This window comes from Solibacillus sp. FSL K6-1781 (assembly GCF_038630735.1).
GTDB lineage: Bacteria > Bacillota > Bacilli > Bacillales_A > Planococcaceae > Solibacillus > Solibacillus silvestris.
Window position 1 is genome coordinate 2,757,022 of sequence record NZ_CP152038.1, and the last position, 22,504, is coordinate 2,779,525.

Consider the following 22,504-nt stretch of genomic DNA (forward strand, 5'->3'; position numbering starts at 1 on the left):
GTTAGTGAAAACGAGCACGGCAACAACTTTTTGTTGTACCGTGCTCATTTTTTAAGTTCCACAATAACTTACAAACGGTGGTTCTTCGTCTGTCGGTGGCTCAGTATATTTTTTGTACTGCTCCGGCACAGTAAACGGGCTTGTCAGTACTTGGAGCATTTCAGCAAACATTGAAGGGTCGCCTTCTGCAAACTGATCGATTGCATGTTCCACAAAATGATTTCTTGGAATAAAGGCCGGATTAACGGACTGCATTACCTGCATTGTTTCATCAATCGTCGTGTCTTGTTGTTCAATCCGTTCAAACCATGTTTTTTCCCACTGTTTAAAGGCGTCTGACTGGAACAAATCATTATCCGGTCGCTTACCTTCCGACAATGTACGAAAAGTGTTTGTATAGTCTGCTTCATGTTCTTCCATTAAATTCAGCAGATCATCTATCAGCTTCTCATCCTGATCATCAATCGAAAGTAGACCTAATTTTTCCCGCATTTCACTATAATAATAAGCTTCATAAATAGAAGGGAATTTACCTAGAATAGTTTGTGCAAGTTGAACTGCTTCCTCTTCGTTTTCATGAAGCAGCGGGAGCAGACTTTCAGCGAAACGCGTTAAGTTCCATGATGCGATCGGCGGCTGATTGCGGTAGGCATAACGCCCTTGACGATCAATCGAACTGAATACAGTTGCCACGTCATACGTATCCATAAACGCACATGGCCCGTAATCAATTGTTTCACCACTGATTGTCATATTATCAGTATTCATTACACCATGAATAAAGCCGACACTCTGCCACTTCGCAATAAGGGAAGCTTGTCTATCAATTACCGCTTCGAGCAGGGCAAGATAGCGGTTTTCTGATTGCATCAGCTCAGGATAATGGCGCTCAATTGCATAATCAGCCAAAGCTTTTAAGTCGTCCGCCTCTCCAAATGCAGCCGCATACTGAAACGTCCCGACACGTAAGTGACTTGCAGCAACCCGTGTTAGAACAGCGCCTTCCAAAGCTGTTTCACGATAGATGATATCGCCAGTTGCCGTAACAGCTAAACTACGTGTTGTTGGTATTGAAAGTGCATGCATTGCCTCACTGATGATAAATTCGCGTAACATTGGACCAAGCGCAGCACGTCCATCGCCTCCACGAGAATACGGTGTAAGACCCGATCCTTTCAACTGAAGATCAAATCGTTTCCCATTTTCCGTGAGATGTTCTCCGATTAATAACGCTCTTCCATCACCTAACATATTAAAATGCCCGAATTGATGTCCTGCATAGGCCTGTGCAATTTGCGCTGCGCCATCAGGCATTTCTTGTCCTGCCAAAATAGCGGCACCATGCTCTTTTAATTCCCGAGCATCTAACCCGAGCTGCTCAGCTAATGTACGATTGAAGATGACGATTGAAGGTGATGTCACTTCATTAGCTGTTACATGGGAATAAAAAGTTTGCGGCAACTCCAAGTAACTGTTATTAAAACGAAAACCAAAATTCTGCTTTTTATCTGTCATTGTTTTCGCCTCATTCCTTTCAAAGATGCATTTATTATAAACTTTTTTATAAAAGTTAACCAAAATTACGCCCGGTTAGTATGTTAACCTATTAAAAATAAAAGTTGACACAAAACAAAACTCAATTTATATTTATGTTAACCAAAATAATATAGAAGTTAACAACAAGGGGAGTAATGTATGGAGACTGTTCACAAAACACAAAGCTTTAAAACAATCGATTTAATTTACAGTGCACTTTTTGCAACACTTATTATGATCGGAGCAAATATTACATCATTTGTACCTTTTCTAACGGTCGGTGGTGTACCGATAACATTACAGGCATTTTTTGCCATACTAGCAGGTTTAGTGCTTGGATCTAAAAAAGGAGCCATCGCTTGTGCAGTTTATATGTTTATCGGTCTTGCAGGGGCACCGGTGTTCTCTAAATTCACAGGCGGATTTTCGGCGATTCTACTTCCGACTTTCGGCTTCATCGTAACATTTATTATAAGTGCATATATTGCCGGTAAAATTGCCGAAAAGTTTCAAACACGACTTGCCTATATTATTGGTGCACTTATAGCAATGGCGGTTAACTATATTATAGGAACAACATGGATGTATTTTGCCTATACATTATGGGCATCCGCTCCAGAAGGTTTTACGTTTAAAATGGCATGGCTTTGGATGATTCCGCCAATGCCAAAAGATATTATTCTTTCAATTTTCGCAGGATTCTTTGCATATCGTATTCAAAAAATCCTGAAAATCCTACCTATTAAATAAATGGTTGATTGTAGTAGAATTCCTCATCTCATGTTCTCGGCGTCATCATTATACCGAGATTCATATATTTGATATACTTTATTCAATAGATGAAGGAGGAATTTCATATGGCAAATCATTATCAAAATATTGTTGTTGCAGTAGATGGTTCAGAAATAAGCGAACTCGCTTTTAAAAAATCGATTGATATAGCAAAACGAAATATCGGCTCGACTTTACATATTATCCATGTAATCGATACGAGCTTCTCCACATCTTTTGATATGCTTTATGATAATATGGTTGAATTGGTTCGCAAACATGGCGAAGTTTTACTGGACCGCTATGAATTGGAAGCAAAAGAAGCAGGCATTCCTGCCATCAATAAGATTTTAACAAAAGGCACGCCCAAAACAATCTTAGCAAGAAAGCTTTCAGAGCATGCACCCGCAGATATTATCATTTGTGGTGCAACCGGCTCGAATGCGGTCGAGCAGATGCTCATGGGCTCCACTACGGAAGCAATCGTTCGGCATGCAACATGCGATGTTTTAATTGTGCGAACACCCGTTAAATAAAAAAAGGTTATGAGGAGCACAAAATGGTCCTCATAACCTTTTTTAAATCATTAAAATTTCCCGGATATCCTGTTCGGTTAACGTTCCCTTCGACGATTCATCGCCGTCCAATATATCCGAAATAAGCATTTTCTTCTTCTGCTGAAGTTCACTCATTTTTTCCTCGATTGTACCATTTGCAATGAGTTTAATCACTTGTACAACTTCCTTTTGCCCCATACGATGGGCACGGTCGGCCGCTTGTTCCTCTACTGCCGGATTCCACCATAAATCATATAAAATGACGGTATCTGCCCCTGTTAAATTCAGTCCTGTGCCGCCTGCTTTCAAAGAAATTAAAAACATATCACGCTCGCCATCATTAAAAGAGTTGCATAGCGCAATACGCTCTTCTGAAGGGGTTTGTCCATCAAGATAAAAATATTGTTCCCCGCGCTTGGAAAGTTCTGTCGCAATCATTTTCAGCATTTGCGTAAACTGTGAAAATATTAATACCCGGCGGCCAGATACCTTCGATTGTTCCAATAGTCGGAACAGCTGTTCAAACTTGGCGGAACTCCCTTTATACCCTTCGACAAACAGTGCCGGATGACAGCAGATTTGACGCAGTCTCGTAATTCCGGCCAAAATACGAATCCGGTTTTTATGGAATGTTTCTTTATCCAGATGCTTCATTGTATCGACACGCAGTTTTGCCAAATAGGCTGCATATAACGCTTTTTGCTCCGGTAACAGTTCGGCTTTTTCAATCATTTCCTCTTTTTGAGGCAATTCTCCCAGTACATGTTCTTTCATTCGGCGAAGGAGAAACGGCCGTACTCTGCGTGCAATATCTTTCCGCTGCATATAGCGGAACTCCTCTAGCTCGCGGAACAGCTGCGGAAAGATGACACGGTATATCGACCATAATTCCGATAATGAGTTTTCAATCGGTGTTCCTGTTAAACCAAAGCGATTTGTCGCACTGATTCTTTTTACTGTTCTAGCCGTCTGTGTAACCGGATTTTTAAATGCCTGCGCTTCATCAAAAAATACCGTATGGAAATGCTGACGTTCATAAAATGCACTATCTTTACGTAATAACGGATAGGTCGTAATGATAACATCATGTTCTTCCATTGTACGAAGCAAATTACGCCGTTCCGACACTTCCCCGTCAATGACAATTGCTTCGACTTCAGGTGCAAATTGCATGAACTCATACAGCCAATTGTATGAAAGCGACGATGGACAGACGATCAAAACCGGTTGTTTGTTTGCACGGATGATCGACAATTCAGATACGATAAAAGCAATACTTTGTACTGTTTTACCAAGTCCCATATCATCTGCAAGCACACCACCGAATCCATAATTCGAAAGCAATTTCAACCAGTTAAAACCATGTTTCTGGTAATCCCGAAGAATCGGTTCCAGGCTTTCCGGAACTTCAAATGTCAATGTTTCAGGATGTAATAACTGCCCTGTAAACTGTTTAAACGATTCTTCCGCTTCAAATATTTCACTTTGTTCAAACTGCTCCAAAAAAGGTAGACTATCCAATATTGGCATATTAAACGTTAATTCATATTCATCATCCTGAGCCGGAATTGCTCTAAGAAAGCGCTGAATTTCTTCAATTTCCTTAGTCTCCAGCGAAAGCAATGCCCCATCTTGCAAACGATAATATTTTTGCTTCACTTTGATGGCCGCTAAAATTTCTTTAATTTGCTTATTCGTAACCCCATCCATTTCAAATTTAAATTCAAGCCAATTTGTCCGTTCCTTTTGAACGTTCACCCGGATTTTCGGAAAGTTATTTTCTTTCGCTATCCGCAGTTTGACAGAATTTGTGGCATAAATGTTAGCCAGTTTTGTGAGCTTCGGAAGCTGGTGATATAAAAACTCGTATTCAAGCTCTTCATTTTGCATATAGTAGCCGCCATCCGTTTTCGTAAAACCGCTTCCATCCATCAACGCTAAAACCGCCGCTTCCTTTTCGATATCACGGAAGATGAACACTTCGTCAGAAAGCTGATCATCCAATGGTTGAATGACAAATTGCCCGTATTGAAATTCCACCCCTGCAAGGAAGCGGTTTTTCACACGGTCTAAATAAATGTTTGCGACTAATGGCGTTTCCATCTGTTTTGCTGAAAGCTCTGGAGCCATTTCAACAATACCTATTTTTTTCAATTTAGGTATCACCTGTTCCTGGAAGTAATCCCAGTGTGAATGCTCAATCGTTAATAAGGATTGTTGCTGAAGCATTTGCTTTAACTCGAAAAGCTGCTTCATACTATCGTCACTCATTTGCGTCATTTCTCCATCAAATAGCACTACCCGGTAATTAGGAAGCAAGAAAACTCGTTTAATTCCTTCTATATAAACCTGATAATCTTTTCCCTTTGCTTCAATGAAAAAACGAAGAGCTGTAGGTTGTGTTTGTAGCTTTACATCGCTATAGCTTTCATTTTGATACAATAACGAAACATTTTCCGTATTCGATATCAATGTAGCTAGAAGAAACCAAGATGAGGGTGGAATGATCAGCAGATGCTGCTCCTGATTTTGTACAGGCGTGTCACTATAAAGTGTATCATCTTCAACAATTTTAATTAGGAGCTGTAAAATGGCATCATGCTGTTCCTCAAAGCAGAACTGTTCAAAATTATAGGTGATATTTTGAGATATCCGATATGACTTTTTATTTTTTATATGTGATAAAAATTCGCGAATTGATAAAATCTGTTCTCCATTGATCTGGAGTTGTATACTAAAAAACGGGTCTTGTTCTGAAAGTTGAACAGGCGTTAATAAAAACTGCACTTCTAATATTTCCCGTTTTTCAAAATGACTTTGCTGTCTTGTTGTTTGTATTGTCTCCTGTTTAAAAATAGAAAGAAAGCTGTTTTCAGAAATTAAATTTCCAGCGTTCTCATCAACTTGCATCGATTGAGCTTTATTTTTATTAAAAATAGCGATAAGAACTGCCGCAACATGTTGACAGCTTTTACTGAAATTACCCAATGTCGGACAGCTGCAAGATGTTTTAAATTGGCCTGTTCCCTCTTTTTCTACCCGGACAACGAATTGTTCCGTACTGTTTACAACCGCTTCTCCATACACATCTGTATATTGCAGGAAATTAACTTTCCCTGTTTGGTAAAAAGTTTGTCCTTTTTTAAAAGAAACGGTTCCGCATAGATTTTTTATTTGTTTTTCTGAAATTTTTATATCCATGCCGCTCCCCCTTTTTCTATTTAATCCATTTTCTCATGTCACCCATTGAATTACTAGCTTGAAGCGAATATGAAAAAATTGAAAAAGACTTAACGATATGAGGTGAGAAGTGGTGTTGAGATTAAAGGAGAAATATATGAAAAGGGGGCTAATTGGTTAGCCCCCTTTTAAACTCAAGCAAAAGATGATTTAATTTTTTCCAGATGTCGGACTGTTGGCGTCAAGTTGGCAAAGAAGTATGCTTCACGCAATTTGCGGGATGGAACACTTCCCGCAACATAGCCGGCTGCTCCATTGTGAATCATATTCGCCTGTACTGCAGCTAATGTATCGTTCACAGCTTGGAGACGTATGTTTACAATTCCCTTCAGTGTCAAATTGCCTGCCAAGTTGTTCAACTCTGCATTAATTCTTTCATATTGATCGCGCAGTTCGGTTGCCTGTACTTTTAAGTAATCATTACAGCCGTTTTGCTTAGCCTTTACTTTTTCAATACCTTCAACTGCTGCGGCAATTACACCTGCACCAAGCGGAACTTGATAATAAATAAACGTAGGGCGAATAATATCGCAAAATTCTTTTGCATCCTCGGAAATGACAAAGTCTTTCGAAATTACGACATGATCAAATTTACATGAATATGTCGCGCTGCCATTCACTCCAAGGAAACCAAGTCGTTCGTTCATTTCAAGACCTTCGATATCAGTTGGTACAAGCACCAAAACTTCACGACTGTCGACTGTCGCAACTGCACCAAAATAATGACGGTTCCCCAAGTTGGATACAGCTGGCAACGTTCCATTAATGACATAGCCTTCTTCTGTCTCTTCTGCCTTCAGATGGAGTTTTTCTAATCCGGAATAGTACTTCATCGCATTTGATAATCCTGTTGCACCAAGCTTTACGCCGCTTTCCAGTTCCGGTAATATCGTTTGCTTTAAATACTTATTGTCACTATTACGTAAATAAGTTAATGCGGCTAAATGGCACCAAACACAAAACGCTGTTGTCATACAAACCTTTGACGTTTCACGAACAACTGCTGCCTCATCCTGTAATAGCGTCGATTGCTCCTTATTTGCCGATTGGAAGAAACCAGCCTCACTTAGCGCTAAAATATAATCTTCTGCATAATGTGCCTGCTCATCGACCTTCTTCACTACGGGCTTCAGTTTTTCATCGATGATTCGTTCTAACAATTCTTTGTTCAATGCCATTGTCCCCGCATCCTTTCCTTTTAGTCTGCCAATTCCGTTAATGATGTGATCGGTGTTTGTACTGCCTCTCGTGCACGTTTTACAGCCGCTTCGTCTGGTGCATCATAGAAACATAAACATTTTGTCATATCTTCACATACATACGTACGAGAGAATTTTACATCTGGAACTTCTTCGTATTTTACCGAATTTTTCTTTTTACGCTCTAAATATTTTTCCATCGTAATTTCTGCAGGAATTTCCCATTCTACTAAGTAGTTTACTTGCTCGCCGCCCGCTTTTACTTCATCAAGTTCTTTACCGATTAAACGGACTTCCTTTACTAGATCAATTGCAACACCTTGTGTTTGTAACGCTGTTTTTGCTGCTTCCTCATCTGCTGCTTCAATAATGAAATAACCACGTGAAAAGTCTTTCGCCACTTGTACTTCGATAACTCCAACACCTTCTGTACCATGCACTTTTTCGACTAATTCCGAAAATGCTTCTTTTGAAGAAACCTCATTAATTGTTGATTCTACTAAATATAAACTCATTGTATTTTCCTCCTAATAGTAAATGTTAAATTATTCTATATTCAAATAGGCGTTCTTTAGAGCGCACTATGAATACCCATTTCAATAGTTCCTATAGGTTAAAAAAATTAACTCGCATTGAATAAAATTAATGTTTATACTTGTATCAAGGAGGCGAAAACATGAAAACACGTTATGACTTACCCTGTAACATTGCACAAACATTAAATATTTTGGGAGATCGTTGGACGCTTCTCATTATTCATGAACTGCTTATCGGCGAAACCAACTTTAATGATATTAAGCTCAAGCTACCAGGTTTATCAGCGAATATTCTGTCAAACAGGTTAAAAGAATTGGAAGAAGCACAGATCGTTCAAAGTGAGCTATATTCCGCCCATCCCCCACGCTACCGTTATACATTAACCGAAAAAGGGACAGCCCTTGAGCATGTATTCAACTCCATGATTATATGGGGTGCTGATCATCTGGAAACCTGTTATAAAGAAATCGTCGGGCCTGATGAACAGCGTGTAGAAGTCGGTTATTATTCTACTGAAACAGGCAAACGCGTCGACACGATTCATATACGGCCATTAAAAACTGTCTAAACTCATTAGGCAGTTTTATTTGGCCCCTCCCCAAATGCGGTTTACCCAACTTTCAAAATAATGAATGCCTTTGTCGAGTAAAAGACCAAGTACCCCAATTACAACAATGCATGCCATAACTAAATCTAGACTTAAGGAATTTCGTGCATCGACAATTAAAAATCCTAAACCCGATTGCGCCCCGACCATTTCCCCAGCGACGAGGAAAATCCACGCTGAACCTAATGCCATATGCAGCCCATTGGCGATCATTGGAAATGATGCCGGCAATATAATTTTCCGCATTGTCTTAAAAGTGCTCATTTCAAAATTTGATGCGATTCGTAAATACGTTTTATCAACTTTTTTTACCGCGGATACCGTTGACAATAACACCGGGAAAAATGCAGCGATAAAAATAATAACGATCGCCGGCATATTGCCAATGCCGAACCATAGAACGATAAACGGTGACCACGCAATCGGCGAAACCGGCCGCAATACTTGAACTACCGGGTCGAGCACTTTCCAGACAGCCGGTAACCTTCCTAAAATAAGCCCTAACAAAATTGCTACAACGACAGCGATCAGGTAACCTGTGAAAAATCGAAATAAACTAATTTGTATATGTCCAAACAGCGAACCATCGGAAATGATCGCCAGTAATGCTTCCCCCACTTTTAAAGGCGGAGGGAAAAGTGCCGACTGGTGCCCACCTATCATGATTGCAGCTTGCCATACGACAAGTAATAATAGAAAGCCGAGTGCAATCGGGGACAATTTCTTCACTATTGCCATAATATCCCTCCGTCCTCTACTAATTTACAAAGCTAGCATCAACAAAATCTTCATAGGAAGGGGGGTTTTCGGATAATCCCATCTCCAGTAATGCATCACGTAAAATTGTATAGCTGTCTTGTTCAATGCGTAAATTATCGTAGGAAATCCAATCTAATGAAATATCCAATACATTTTTTTCAACTGTTAAATATTGCCCAACGATTTCATGCATATGATCGTCTTTCCCTTGTGCTAGCTCTCCGCCTGCTACATAGTCATCGACAAATTTCCCTGCCAATTCTTTATTATCTTTAATAAACTGACCGCGCAATACTAAGCCGCAATCAATTGAATCTTGCCAAATTTCTTCTGACTGATAAAGCACTTTTCCGTTTTCCAATGCAACAGAAATCGCACCAAACGGCTCCGCTACTACATAACCAGCAATACGCCCTTCCGCTAAAGCAGCAGGCATTTCCGCTGGAGGCAATTCGATAACATCCACTTCATCGTAAGCAATGCCATGCTTTTTCAGCATTTCATACAACAAAATATTGTGTGTTGAAAACCGGCTTGGAATTGCAAAAGATTTCCCTTTCAGTTCTTCCACGGAATTTATATCCTTACCTCCAATTAATACATTGCCATCACGATGACCAAGTGCGACTGCTTTTAGGTCAATGCCTTTTTCCTTTGCATTCATCGCTAATTGGATTAATACAGATGCCCCATCAATTGCACCAGTATTCAGTGCATCCATCAGCTCAGGCCAAGAACCGAATTTCACGAGCTCTAAATTATAATCTTCATATTTTTCATCATTTTGCATATATAACGGAACCGCGTGCGTAATCGGTAAATACCCGATTTTAATCGTTGGCTTTTCCCCGTCACCTGCAGTACTTCCTGTTTCGTTCGTCCCGCACGCCGTCAACAATACGACGAACAGCAGTGTTATCATTAACGCTACTTTTTTCATCTACTATCCTCCTAAATGTTAAATTCAATTGCTGCTTTATCATGAGTAAATTGGAATTCATTAAAAATGATTTCGCGGTAATGTTGAAAATCTGCATCAGCACGATTGCGGTCCTTTGGCAACTTCAGCACAACTTCTTTATGAATTTCACCTGGATTAGGCTTCATAATAAGGATGCGATCTGCTAAATAAATTGCTTCATCAATATCGTGGGTTACTAATACAATTGTCATTTTCTCGCGTTGCTGAATTTGTTTTAATTCATCCTGTAAATAATAGCGTGTAAATGTATCAAGCGCTCCAAACGGTTCATCCATTAAAATAACTTCCGGTTGAATGGCTAGCGCACGGGCAATTGCGACTCGTTGCTGCATACCACCTGAAAGTTCGCTAGGCAATGCATTAGCACGGTCTTCCAAACCGACCATCTGTAAATAATGGGCCGCTCTTTTTGTAATGTCAGCAGTCGGTAAATTCGAATTTTCAATACCGAGCTCCACATTTTTTCGAACAGAGCGCCATGGCAACAGCCCGTAATTTTGCATAAGCATAATACAGCGCTTACTAGGTTTTGTAACGGCAGTCCCATCAAGCATGATTTGTCCTTGATCAATCGTTTCAAAGCCACCGATACAATTTAACAATGTACTTTTACCACAACCGCTTTTCCCAAGAATGGCAATGACTTCACCATGATTTATATTAAAAGAAACATCTTTTAAAACTGTCGGACCTTGTTCTCCATACGACTTTGAAACTTCTTTAATTTCAATCTTAACTGTCGACAACTAGTTTTCACCCCAATACCGATTATTCAACTTGGTTTTATATTATATGAGTTATATTATTATACTTACTTAAATAAAACAACCTTATTTTTTAATTTATTTTTATTTTCTAAAAAATAATCGGATATTTTTTGAATATAATGTAAAATGAAACAATGTTCCATACGCAGGTTTGGCACGTTTCATCGGAAAGTGAGGTTATATGAATGAAAAAAGTAACATTAATTCCACAAGCACTTCGTTATGCACCAGAAATTCATCGTTTATCGCAGGCGCCCGAAGTAAAGAATGCACTCGGACTTCCGACACAATCTGTGGAAGATACGGAAAACTTTATTATTAATACTCTAATGGAGGAATCAGAAGGGAAAACTATTTCCCGTTTAATTTTGAATGAAGAGGACCAATTGATCGGAATTACGACATTGATGTTTATCGATCAGTCCAATAAACAATGCCATATCGGAAGCTGGATTGCAGTGGATTATTGGGGCCAAGGCTATAATCTGGCCTCCAAAATTGAACTTTTGAAAATAGCATTTGAATATTTACATCTTGAAGTAGTATTTGCCGGTGCACGTACAGTCAATTTGCGTTCTCAAAAAGCGCAGGAAAAACTTCCTTTCATATCTTTAAATGTCGAACAGCAATTTCCTGAAGAACATTTGCTGCTGGAAAAAAGGCAAAAGCAACCGTGTATTTTAAACGCTGTTTTTAAGGACGATTTTTTAAATTATTTATACTCAACACAAAAAGAACGGAAAATTTAGAGGTTACTCTAATTTTCCGTTCTTTTTTAATTGTTTTAGTTAGCAGTAGCTTGTTTTGTAAAACGTGGATGTGCCCATAGTTCACGCCATTTTATGACTGATGTAATAACAATGATCAATCCTAGTGTCAGCATAATAATCGATAAAATACCGTTTAAAATATTGTAGCCACCAGCCATATCGTTCCAGTAAACATTTTTCACCATCCAGAATCCTGCTACGTTTACCGTAATATATAAATATACTAACGGAATAAAGCAAGTTAAAGCATAAATACGCTTATCCGCTACTTTTAATACGAATGTTACACCGCATACTAGACCAATGGAGGCCATTAACTGGTTGGACACACCGAATAATGCCCATACAGAAGCAATATCCCCTGAATTTAATAAGTATCCCCACATGATACAGGCCAATGCACTTGCCCCAATTGCGCCTGGGAGCCAATCCGTCTTTTTAAGCGGCTTATAAACATTTCCTAAAAAGTCTTGAATTAAGTAACGAGCTGTACGTGTACCTGCGTCAATTGCAGTTAAAATAAATACAGCTTCAAACATAATAACAAATTGATAGAAATAAGAGGTTAAATGGCTAAACCATTCTACCCCAGAGAAAATGGATGCCATACCTACTGCAAGTGTTACTGCACCACCAGTACGACCCTCCAGATCCATACCAATTGCTTCTGACAGCACCGGTAAATCGACAACCGTCATTCCCAATTTTGCGAATGCTTCAGGTGATGAGTTAATCGCAAAGTAATCTGCCGGATGCAGTACAGTTGCAGCGATCAGTGCCATTACCCCAACGACACATTCTACGAGCATAGCACCAAAACCAACTACGCGAATATCATCCCAACGGTTTAACATTTTCGGCGTAGTACCTGACCCTACAAATGCATGGAAACCGGAAATAGCTCCACATGCAATTGTAATCGAAACGAATGGCCACACAGGACCTGCAACGATCGGACCGCCTCCTAGGAAGTCAGGAATAAACGCAGGGAATTGAATTGTAGGGTTAATAATAAACACCCCAATGATTAAAGCAATAAATACCCCTATCTTCATGAAACTGCTCAAATAATCACGTGGTGCAAGTAAGAACCAAACTGGCAATGCAGCTGCAAAGAACGCATAAATCGGCAATAGAATCGATAAAGTTTCACGATCTAATGTTAATACATCTCCTAGCCATGTACCTTGAATAGACGGTCCGTAAAAAACGGCCCCAACGAGAAGAATGACCCCAAGTATTGTTGAAATCTTTAAGTTTCCTGTGAATTTATTGATAAGACCCATGAGCATTGCAATCGGAATCGTTGCAGCAACTGCAAATGTTCCCCAAGGGTTTTCTGCTAAAGCTCCTAAAATAACCATTGATAAACCGGCCATTGTAATTGTAATGATGAACAGCATCGCTAATCCTGTACAAAAACCAGCGACAGGCCCAAGCTCTTCACGCATAACTTCTGATAATGACTTCCCGCCTTTTGTCATCGAAGCAAATAATACAACTGCATCGTGTACGGCGCCCCCAATAACAGCACCAATTAATAACCAAAGATAACCCGGTAAATAACCGAATTGCGCGGCTAAAATTGGTCCAACTAGCGGTCCTGCTGCGGCAATGGCTGCAAAGTGATGTCCAAAAGCTACCCAACGATTTGTTGGCACGTAATCTTGCCCGTCATTTTTTTCATTTGCAGGTGTAGGTGTATCTTCGTTAATCTTTAAAACTTTCTTTGTAAAGAAAATTCCGTAAAAACGGTAGGCAATTACTAAAATACAGATTGCCCCAATTACTAATGTGATCGCATTCATTTAACTTTCCCCCTATGTATCTCTCTTATGTTGTAATACAACAATAACAAATTCCATAACTGTTATATTACAATTTTTAAAATTAACTGAAAATTATGCATAATAGCTATTTTACCATACCAAACTACAGAAATTGTAAAAATTATCGAAATAGTTGAAATAAAACACCCTTACATTGATTTACATGCCTATGTCATTTGAAATACTTCTATTTTATGATGAACCTCTTCTTCAGATTCTAATAACTTTACATCATTTTTTTGTAATATAAATGAAATATAATTTATGTTTAATATAACGAGAGATGGGAATTTAACTAGTAAGCTTAGCAATAAGCTAAAAAATTTTCACTAGGAGGATGTAAGAAATGGCTAATAACAACAAACGTAATCAGAATCAGAATGACGGACAAATGACGGTTCAAGAAGCGGGTCGTAAAGGCGGAGAAGCTACATCTAATAACCATGGTAGAGAATTTTATGAAGAAATCGGCCGTAAAGGCGGAGAAGCTAGCAGCGGAAACAACCAAAACGGTAATAACAATAATGGCGGCAAAATGAGCCGTGAAGAAGCTGGCCGCAAAGGCGGAGAAGCTAGCCGTAGAAACAATAACAGTAACAATAATAACAAAAAAAATAACTCATAATGATTTAATTAACCTTGAAGATAGGTTGATTCATGATGTAAATATTAATTCTTTACATTAATAAAGGGTGTTTGCCATTTAGAAGAATGGCGAACACCCTTATTTGTATGGATTTTTACCCTATTATCCAAATTTCCCCTCGAACAGTATACATATCCAAACAAATTACTTGAAAATATTATATAACAATTATATATTATTTTATGCTTGCTTAAATTAGAGCGAGCATTTTATTGTGTTTTCTTATTTATTATATATATTGAAAAGGAAATGAGCGTATACATGAACCAATATACAAACGAATTTTTATATAAATTAATTTATTCCACTATTAAAGCTACCGGCCTCCCTATAATGTTGGAGGAGGATCATACCGGAGTAAATATGAGCTATAACTTTATAACAAATGTTGTTAGTTTTGATGCAAACCGTTTAGTGGAAGCAGCTGGCGAATTACCAAGCATTCCATTTGATCACTATGTAAAAACCATTACACTTCATGAACTTGGTCACGCTATTGACCGTCCTGCACTAGATGCTTCTTTAACTAGAACCCTCGATTATTTTGATATGAGAGATCAATATTCTACTAAAGAAATTTTTAAAAATCCTGATTTATTAGGCATGTTAATAGAAGAACATCAAATGAACATCGCCTTTGAAGAAACCGCATGGGCTAACGCAGAAAACCTAAATGAAAAATTATTACTCATTGATCAAAATACATTTGAAATGATAAAAAATCATAGTCTTTCCACATATATTAATAATTATGAAGAAGATTTGGCAGTTTACAAACAGCTTCTGGAACAAACGGAGCTTCAGCCTGCTTAATTTTAGTGAGCCCAAACAAAAAAAGACTAAAATGCATGTAATAAAATAACGATCTTGAAAGCGAATATTTCCTTTCAAGATCGTTTTTCTGTTTCTGTAATAATTTAACTTTATATTTCAATTATTATCGGCAAAATCATTGGCTTTTTCATTTTTAATGTAAAGATATATTGATCTACCGCGTGTTTAACAGCTTTTTTCATAGCAAACGGATTGGCTTCTTTAAAGTTTTCGACAGCTGATTGAGCAATTTCGTTAATATCATTTATTAACCCTTCTGATTCTCTCGCATAGACGAATCCGCGAGAAATGCTGTCAGGACCAGAAATAATGGATCCATCGAATTTACTGATCGTGACGACAATCACAAGCATCCCATCTTCGGATAGTTGCTTACGATCTCGCAATACAATTTCACCGACTTCATCACTTCCAGTACCATCCACGTACGTATCTCCTGCCGGAATAGCGCGTGTTTGCCGCGCTTCCCCGCCTTTAATGTCAACAATTTCACCATTTTTAAGGATAAATGTATGCCCTTTTTCCACACCAACCGCTTCTGCCAGTGAACGGTGAATATGAAGCATGCGGTATTCACCATGAATGGGAATAAAATATTTTGGCTTCATGAGTGTCAGCATCATTTTTAAATCTTCTTGATAGCCATGACCCGATACGTGCATTCCGGTAATGCTCGAATTTCCGTATACTACTTTTGCGCCAAGCTGAAACAGATTATCAACAATTTTTGAAACATCTTTTTCATTTCCAGGTATTGGTGAAGCTGCGAAAATAACCGTATCGCCTTGCACAACTTTAACATCCCGATTACGGCCAGTTGAGAGACGGGAAAGCGCAGCTAATGGCTCCCCTTGGCTTCCTGTACATAATATTACTGCTCGTTCCGGCGGTAACTCTTTTAATTCTCTTGGCTCGATAAGCATCCAGCCTGGAATATCCAAGTTGCCCAGTCGCATCGCAACCGACGTAACATTGACCATGCTGCGACCTAGAAGAACAATTTTCCGATTCGTCTTTTTAGCTGCTTCGACGATTTGCTGAATGCGATTTACATTGGATGCAAAAGTAGAAATGAAGATTTTTCCGGTCGCTTTTTGAAATTCCTCATCCAAATGACCTCCAATTACTTGCTCGGATGGTGTGAATCCGGGACGTTCGGCGTTTGTACTTTCGGATATGAGGGCGAGCACCCCTTCTGTACCGAGTGCTGCCATTTTATGAATATCTGATGGTTGATCATTAACGGGTGTGAAATCAAATTTAAAGTCACCTGTATGAATGACTTTCCCTTCAGGCGTATGAAAAACAATCCCTAAACAGTCGGGGATACTATGACTTGTCTTAAAGAAAGTGAGCGATAGTTGGTCAAAATTAATTTTCGACTCTGCATTAATCTCAATTAATTCTGTATTACGGAGCAATTTGTGCTCCTTTAGTTTCAGCTCAATTAACCCAAGGGTAAATCTGGATGCATAAATCGGCATATTAATTTTTCTCAACAAATATGGTATTCCGCCAATATGATCTTCATGTCCATGCGTTACAACTAAAGCTTTGATTTTATGTTTATTTTCTTCCAAATAGCTTAAATCCGGGATTATTAAATCGACACCTAATAAACTCTGATCCGCAAATTTCCCGCCACAATCAACGATAACTAATTCTTGTCCATATTCAATGACATACATATTTTTTCCAATTTCATTTATGCCGCCTAATGCGAAAATGGATAGTGTATTTTCAGTATTTAGCAACTTCGACTCCTCCTATAGGATGGATATTTTTATGTGTACATAAATTTTGCCTTATATATTAGTATTTCTAATTTAAAAAGAAACTATACGAAAGCAGTTCACGATGTTTTGAAATAATTCATGGTATTTCGCTCATACTAAAATTGAAAGGAATTGATTATGATGCTTAGTGAAAAACAACTTACTAAATTAAAACGACTGCTCATCGAACAAAAAAGAGAATTAATTGGTGATGTCAACACAAATGAAAACGAACTTATTGCACGTGCCAGTTTAAGGGACTCTACAGATGAGCTCTCAACTATTGACAATCATCCCGCGGATTTAGCGACTGAATTATATGACCGTGAAAAAGATATGGCATTAAAAGTGCATAGTGATGACTTATTGGGCCAAATAGAAGCAGCATTTGATCGGATGAATGACGGTACATATGGAGTTTGTGCAAAATGCCAAACAGAAATCCCATATGATCGACTGCAAGCAATTCCGTATACGGCTTTTTGTATTGAGCATAGTGATGCAAAAACACCTGCAGCAGATCGTCCGGTTGAAGAACAATTGCTCCATCCGGCTGTCGACAACTCCTTTTCAAATCGGGAAAAGGATGATGAGCTTCAAGATAACGAAGATTCCTTCCAAATCGTCGCACAGTATGGAAATTCCGATACACCAGCAGATTTTGAAGGAGATTTCGATCACTACAACGATTTATACAAAGATAAAGATGATGAAGATATGTATTCTGCACTGGAAATATTGCATGTTTCCAAGGACGATTTTCTGCAGGGGCAAATTTCCAAAGAATATGCTGACGAAGCACGAAAACACGATTATTTAGATTGACTGTAAAATAATCAAAAAGCCGAGAATGTCTATATTCTCGGCTTTAGTCAATTTATTTCGCGATTTTTAAAATTGGCTTAATAGTAGTCCCATTTTTAGAGTCTTCAAAAGCTTCATTAATTTGTTCGAATTCATAAAATTTTACGAGTCGGTCAAACGGGAATTTACCATCTTTATAATAGTTGACTAATTCCGGAATAAATACACGAGGTACCGAATCTCCTTCGATGACTCCCACCATTGTTTTTCCTTCCGCCATAATATCGTTATGGACATCGATTGTCATCTCAGGTGTCACCCCTACAATCGCACAAGTACCTAATGGACGTAATGCATTAAGGGATTGCTTCACAACTTGTGGCACACCTGTCGTTTCAACTGCATAGTTTGAACCGCCGTTTGTAATCTTTTTAACCTCGGCAACGACATCAACATTTCGACCATTTAATACATGTGTCGCTCCTAGTTCCTTTGCAAACTCCAGTCGTGAGTCATGGACGTCAACGGCAATAATATGTTTACAGCCCACAATTTTTGCTGCCATCAACGCAGATAAACCAACAGCACCGCATCCGTATATGACAATTGTAGAACCAAATTGTGGTCGAAGTCGATTTAATACTGTCCCGGCACCTGTTTGAATACCACAGCCCAGAGGACCAAGCAACGCTAAATCAACATCCTTATCTACTTTTACAACATTTCGCTCATGTGCAATTGCATATGTTCCGAATGAAGACTGACCGAAAAATGTTGCTAACTCGGCACCATCCTTTGATAGACGTGTTGTATAATCATCCTGAACGCCGCCAAAGTTGAGTGGGTTAAACGTATCACATACTGTTGGATGGCCTGTTAAACAGTTCGGACACGTCCCGCAATGTGCAAACGATATGACAACATGGTCACCCTTTTCTAAACTTGTTACACCTTCTCCCACTTCTTCTACAATTCCAGATCCTTCATGTCCAAGAACAGCTGGAAGCGGAGCAATTGCTAAATCACGTGCTACCGCGTCTGTATGACAAACACCTGTTGCTACAATTTTAATCAACACTTCATTTGCTTTTGGGGATGCTAGTTCTACTTCCTGCAAGACGAAATCTTTTCCTTGTGCTTCAGTTACAGCTGCAGTAATTTTCATTTCAATGTGGCTCCCTATTTATTAATTTATTCTCACCTACCTTACTATTCCCAATCATTTTGTAATTACACTTATAAAAAAAGAGACTTATAAAACAAAAAACTGTGTAAAAGCGATGGCACTTTTACACAGCATTATTCATTACAAAATACTCAAATAAAACTTTATAGGTGGGTAGTCATTTGGTAAAGCTCGTCTGCAGTAATTGCAACATCTCTCGTTTCTTGACCGATGTTGCCGATGACACTGCCCAAATTTGTTATATCCATTGCGACTTCCTTTATTTGTGCTTCATTTTGTTCGATTGCATTCAAAATTTGCTGAAATATCGTTTGGGTATTGATCGATACATCCAAACCTGAATCCACCCTCAACTGAACCCTTTCAATCATTTGAACAGCAGTCGACGTTAGCAGCGTGGACGTCTGGATGAGATTTGTTATATTTTCTACAGAGCTTTTCGATTGTTCCGCCAGTTTCCGTACTTCCTGTGCGACAACAGCAAACCCTTTACCATGTTCCCCCGCTCTTGCTGCTTCAATCGAGGCATTTAATGCAAGTAAATTTGTTTGGTCTGCAATATTTTTAACAAGGGCCACAATATCGATAATCTGTTCGGAAGACGTTTTTAAATTCCCGATCAGTTGTCCCATTTCAACCGTACTATTCCTAATTTCAAGCATTTCCTGCTCCAGCCTTGTAACTTCGCTGTTCCCTGTCACTGCATCTGTATGTATATGCTGTACAATTTTAACGTTAGATTCAATCGTACTACTTATCTGAAATGTATGGCTGTTTACTTGTTCAATCGATTGGTTCGTCTCTTCCGTTAAGTCTGCAAGGTTTTGAATAATGGCGGATAATTTATCCTTCAGTTCAAACTTTACAACATTATATTGCTCTTTTCGAAGATTTAAATTTTCCTTTTCATACTCCTCTAAAACAATCTGCATCTCAAGGTTAATAAGTTTTGACACATTTAATTGAATAATTTCTCTTCCTGCAACATCCGCTATGTCTTTACTGATAAGCATAATCATTGTTTCCTGCAACTTTTGAAATGTGCCCATATACCATTTTGGATCCAACCCGATTTTGAAATGCATGCGGGCGAGTTTTCTTTTCGCTTCGATTGTTTCTTCATTAAAAACCCCGTCAAACATGGAAATAATGTAAGAACTCAATGTTTTCTTTAAGCGATCAATTTTTGTACGCTCTTCGATTATCTTTTTTAAAGATGGTACGGCTAATACATTTTCATAAAATACATCCGTAATCTCGGATACTCCCGCTGCAATTGCTGGTTGATATGATTTTATGTGCCGTAAATTTTCTTCCGCTATACCAATCAAGTTCATCTGCTGTGCTAATTCAGGCATGCTTGTCAATTCAATTACAGGATGAAAGTCATTCACTTTCTCCTCTTGATGTGCCTTTTCGACCAATGTTTTCTGCTTCCACCACATTACCATTATCCTCACCCCAACACTTTGTATAATTATTGTATAACATTATTTACTATTTACTGTCAACTTTATGCGAAATAATTAGAACTAATATACAAACGTTGTACAAAACATAATTTTAATAGTAAAATAATCAATATTACATAGTATTTTTGAACTCTATACTATACAGTTAAATAAAGATTAAAAGGGGGGAACTTTACATGTCTTGCAGAAATTGTGTCGTGTCAGAATTACAGTTTGAGATTTTATTAAAAGGCGAAAACAATATCGCTATGTTGGATATGATTGTCGAACACTTTAATCGCCGGAATTTAACAATTACTAAAAAGGAACAAATTGTAATGATACAAGAATCCGGCGTGAAAGAGTTTCTTGACTTTAGTAGAGACTATATGGAGCCAGAACTGATTTATTTTAGATTGGATGAAATGCCTTGGGAGCACCTTGCTGAAATTGAAACTGTTCTGGAAATGCAATGGATTGATGATGTCATACATAGAAATGCAGTAGTCAGCTACTCTCAGCCTATTGTAAATAGCAGAAATGAAATCTACGCTTATGAGGTGCTATCACGCTTTACCCGAGAAGATGGCTCACTCATTTTTCCAAATGAAATTTTTGCCGCAGCTAAAACCCGAGGGCGCCTGTATGCGTTGGACCGTTTATGTCGCATGGCTGCCGTAAAGTATGCTGCTGTATTAAAGAAAAAAACATTTATCAATTTCATTCCTACGTCGATTTATTCTCCTGAATATTGCCTGCAGTCAACGGTAAAGCTCGCTAACCTTCTGGAAATTGACCCGAATCAATTTGTATTTGAAGTCGTGGAATCAGAGCAAGTTGATGATATTAATCATTTAAAATCAATTTTGGATTACTATAACAAAAAAGGCTTTCAATATGCATTGGACGATGTAGGTGAAGGTTATAATACTCTGGAAATGCTTGGCGACATAAAGCCGCATTATATGAAGCTTGATATGAAATATGTACAAGGCGTAAATACTGATTTTGAAAAACAAAATACCGCCAAACAGTTTTTGAAAAAAGCGCTAGAAATTGGCGCAACACCACTTGCGGAAGGAATAGAAACTCAGGAAGACTTTGAGTGGCTAAAACAAATCGGCTATAAGTTATTCCAAGGTTATTTATTTGGTAAACCAAGCATCGAACCACAGCGAACGATCGCATAAAAAAGGCTATGTGTAGAATGGTTGCCCACTACTGCACATAGCTTTTTATTAAAATAAATTTACCAATAAAAAGGGTTTTACACGTTATTTTTTCGGTTCTAAATCTTCAATTGAATCAATGTCCATATAAGCTGGTACGACGAAGCCATTTTGCGTACCTTCCAAGTTTTCGCCTAAGTCCACAATATCGTCTTTGTGTTTTTCATAGAATGCCTGATGAGTTGTCGGCAACCATGGAGCCACAGTAGCATCCCCTTCACCAGTTGCAATTGCCTGGAACATGATCGCAGGGTCTACAGGTATTACTTCTACTTGATAACCTAAATTGTCCAACACTATTTTAACAACGCTGCTTGATGCAATTTCTGAATCCCATGGGACTGAAACAAGTTTCACTTTTTCTCCGTTACCTTGTTCAATACCCTTCGTCCACTCACTTACTTTGTCATCGTTATTTTCAATCCAGGCGGCAGCAGCTGTTTCAAAATCTCCATTTTGTGCATCATACATAACTTGTTCCATATCTTCCGGTTCCCAATGGAATCGGTCAAGCACTGTGTAGACGTCCGGTAAATCCTTTTCAAGATCTTTTCTTACGACAGTATTTATATTTTCTGCTCCTCCTAAAACTCCTTTAGGATCTTCAAGGAATTTTAAGTCATAGGCAGAGAACATCCAATGGGGTGTCCAGCCAGTTACAATCACCGGGTCTTCATTGCGAATCGCCTGTTCCAACGTCCCGATCATGCCTGCAGTTGAACTTTCCTGTAATGTCCAGCCTTCCAGATTTTCATATTGTTCCAATGTATCATGTGACAAACCTGTTATCCCCGCGCCAGGTTCTATCCCAATGATTTTATAATCTACTTGTTCACCTATACTTGCAGATTCAGTGTTTGAATTATCACTGCTGCCTGTATCATCCCCGCATGCTGCTAATAACAATGCTGCAGACATCCCTATAGTTAAACCTAAAGTTTTAAATCGTTTCAAATGTTTCATCCCCTATAATCTGAATTTATCTACTCCTAAAAAAGCGACAACCCCATTTTAACTACAAGTTG

Annotated in this window: 20 protein-coding genes; 8 read left to right on the forward strand and 12 right to left on the reverse strand. The window is 38.5% G+C overall.

The features are described from left to right. Window positions 1-51 precede the first annotated feature (51 nt). Window positions 52-1,515: a YdiU family protein gene (locus MHH37_RS13820; RefSeq protein WP_342573541.1), complete on the reverse strand. Its 1,464-nt coding sequence runs from the start codon at window positions 1,513-1,515 to the stop codon at window positions 52-54. Window positions 1,516-1,695: 180 nt separating this feature from the next. On the opposite strand from MHH37_RS13820, the gene MHH37_RS13825 reads away from it, so the two are divergent. After that, the gene (locus MHH37_RS13825; protein WP_008405151.1) at window positions 1,696-2,286 is read left to right on the forward strand and encodes a biotin transporter BioY; all 591 of its coding nucleotides are present in this window, start codon (window positions 1,696-1,698) and stop codon (window positions 2,284-2,286) included. 107 nt (window positions 2,287-2,393) lie between these two features. After that, window positions 2,394-2,843: a universal stress protein gene (locus MHH37_RS13830; RefSeq protein ID WP_342573542.1), complete on the forward strand. Its 450-nt coding sequence runs from the start codon at window positions 2,394-2,396 to the stop codon at window positions 2,841-2,843. A 42-nt stretch (window positions 2,844-2,885) separates the two neighbouring features. On the opposite strand, the gene MHH37_RS13835 is transcribed toward MHH37_RS13830, so the two are convergent. The 3 genes from MHH37_RS13835 to MHH37_RS13845 all read right to left on the reverse strand — a co-directional run bounded on the left by MHH37_RS13835 (window position 2,886) and on the right by MHH37_RS13845 (window position 7,818). Further along, window positions 2,886-6,065, reverse strand: coding sequence for a DEAD/DEAH box helicase (locus MHH37_RS13835; protein WP_342573543.1), 3,180 nt, complete (start codon window positions 6,063-6,065; stop codon window positions 2,886-2,888). 173 nt (window positions 6,066-6,238) lie between these two features. Further along, complete coding sequence (locus tag MHH37_RS13840; protein WP_342573544.1) at window positions 6,239-7,282, reverse strand: acyl-CoA dehydrogenase family protein; 1,044 nt, start codon at window positions 7,280-7,282, stop codon at window positions 6,239-6,241. A gap of 20 nt (window positions 7,283-7,302) precedes the next feature. Continuing rightward, complete coding sequence (locus MHH37_RS13845) at window positions 7,303-7,818, reverse strand: DUF4242 domain-containing protein (RefSeq protein WP_342573545.1); 516 nt, start codon at window positions 7,816-7,818, stop codon at window positions 7,303-7,305. 161 nt (window positions 7,819-7,979) lie between these two features. Between MHH37_RS13845 and MHH37_RS13850 the strand changes: the two genes are divergently transcribed. Continuing rightward, window positions 7,980-8,408 carry a helix-turn-helix domain-containing protein gene (locus MHH37_RS13850; RefSeq protein ID WP_008405144.1) on the forward strand — a complete coding sequence of 143 codons (429 nt, stop codon included), beginning with the start codon at window positions 7,980-7,982 and terminating at the stop codon, window positions 8,406-8,408. A gap of 15 nt (window positions 8,409-8,423) precedes the next feature. Here the strand turns inward: MHH37_RS13850 and MHH37_RS13855 are convergent, their stop codons facing one another. The 3 genes from MHH37_RS13855 to MHH37_RS13865 are packed head-to-tail and all read right to left on the reverse strand — an operon-like array spanning window position 8,424 to window position 10,934. Further along, a complete protein-coding gene (locus tag MHH37_RS13855; RefSeq protein WP_342573546.1) occupies window positions 8,424-9,185 on the reverse strand; it encodes an ABC transporter permease in 762 nt (253 codons plus the stop codon). A 19-nt stretch (window positions 9,186-9,204) separates the two neighbouring features. After that, the gene (locus MHH37_RS13860) at window positions 9,205-10,146 is read right to left on the reverse strand and encodes an ABC transporter substrate-binding protein (protein WP_340798889.1); all 942 of its coding nucleotides are present in this window, start codon (window positions 10,144-10,146) and stop codon (window positions 9,205-9,207) included. Window positions 10,147-10,157: 11 nt separating this feature from the next. Then, on the reverse strand, window positions 10,158-10,934 hold the full coding sequence (locus tag MHH37_RS13865) for an ABC transporter ATP-binding protein (protein WP_342573547.1): 777 nt from the start codon (window positions 10,932-10,934) through the stop codon (window positions 10,158-10,160). A 206-nt stretch (window positions 10,935-11,140) separates the two neighbouring features. Here MHH37_RS13865 and MHH37_RS13870 point away from each other — a divergent pair, with 206 nt between their 5' ends. Continuing rightward, complete coding sequence (locus MHH37_RS13870) at window positions 11,141-11,704, forward strand: GNAT family N-acetyltransferase (RefSeq protein WP_065215590.1); 564 nt, start codon at window positions 11,141-11,143, stop codon at window positions 11,702-11,704. Window positions 11,705-11,739: 35 nt separating this feature from the next. Here the strand turns inward: MHH37_RS13870 and MHH37_RS13875 are convergent, their stop codons facing one another. Then, window positions 11,740-13,533, reverse strand: a complete 1,794-nt coding sequence (locus tag MHH37_RS13875) for a carbon starvation protein A (protein ID WP_087615887.1) — start codon at window positions 13,531-13,533, stop codon at window positions 11,740-11,742. Between the two features lie 367 nt (window positions 13,534-13,900). On the opposite strand from MHH37_RS13875, the gene MHH37_RS13880 reads away from it, so the two are divergent. Then, the gene (locus tag MHH37_RS13880; protein ID WP_342573548.1) at window positions 13,901-14,179 is read left to right on the forward strand and encodes a KGG domain-containing protein; all 279 of its coding nucleotides are present in this window, start codon (window positions 13,901-13,903) and stop codon (window positions 14,177-14,179) included. 282 nt (window positions 14,180-14,461) lie between these two features. Beyond that, window positions 14,462-15,013 (forward strand): integrase, encoded by a 552-nt coding sequence (locus tag MHH37_RS13885; RefSeq protein WP_342573549.1) that lies wholly within the window; start codon window positions 14,462-14,464, stop codon window positions 15,011-15,013. A gap of 110 nt (window positions 15,014-15,123) precedes the next feature. Here MHH37_RS13885 and MHH37_RS13890 read toward each other — a convergent pair whose 3' ends face one another. Further along, window positions 15,124-16,788 carry a ribonuclease J gene (locus MHH37_RS13890; protein WP_014823235.1) on the reverse strand — a complete coding sequence of 555 codons (1,665 nt, stop codon included), beginning with the start codon at window positions 16,786-16,788 and terminating at the stop codon, window positions 15,124-15,126. Between the two features lie 159 nt (window positions 16,789-16,947). Here MHH37_RS13890 and MHH37_RS13895 point away from each other — a divergent pair, with 159 nt between their 5' ends. Continuing rightward, a complete protein-coding gene (locus MHH37_RS13895) occupies window positions 16,948-17,634 on the forward strand; it encodes a TraR/DksA C4-type zinc finger protein (protein ID WP_342573550.1) in 687 nt (228 codons plus the stop codon). Between the two features lie 52 nt (window positions 17,635-17,686). Here the strand turns inward: MHH37_RS13895 and MHH37_RS13900 are convergent, their stop codons facing one another. Both MHH37_RS13900 and MHH37_RS13905 read right to left on the reverse strand, forming a co-directional pair. Next, entirely contained in the window at window positions 17,687-18,778 is a 1,092-nt protein-coding gene (locus MHH37_RS13900; RefSeq protein ID WP_065215587.1) for an NAD(P)-dependent alcohol dehydrogenase, read from the reverse strand. Between the two features lie 164 nt (window positions 18,779-18,942). Continuing rightward, entirely contained in the window at window positions 18,943-20,250 is a 1,308-nt protein-coding gene (locus tag MHH37_RS13905; RefSeq protein WP_342573551.1) for a globin-coupled sensor protein, read from the reverse strand. 197 nt (window positions 20,251-20,447) lie between these two features. Here MHH37_RS13905 and MHH37_RS13910 point away from each other — a divergent pair, with 197 nt between their 5' ends. Continuing rightward, entirely contained in the window at window positions 20,448-21,440 is a 993-nt protein-coding gene (locus MHH37_RS13910) for an EAL domain-containing protein (protein ID WP_014823231.1), read from the forward strand. Between the two features lie 84 nt (window positions 21,441-21,524). Here MHH37_RS13910 and MHH37_RS13915 read toward each other — a convergent pair whose 3' ends face one another. Then, entirely contained in the window at window positions 21,525-22,433 is a 909-nt protein-coding gene (locus tag MHH37_RS13915; protein ID WP_342573552.1) for a glycine betaine ABC transporter substrate-binding protein, read from the reverse strand. Window positions 22,434-22,504: the final 71 nt, after the last annotated feature.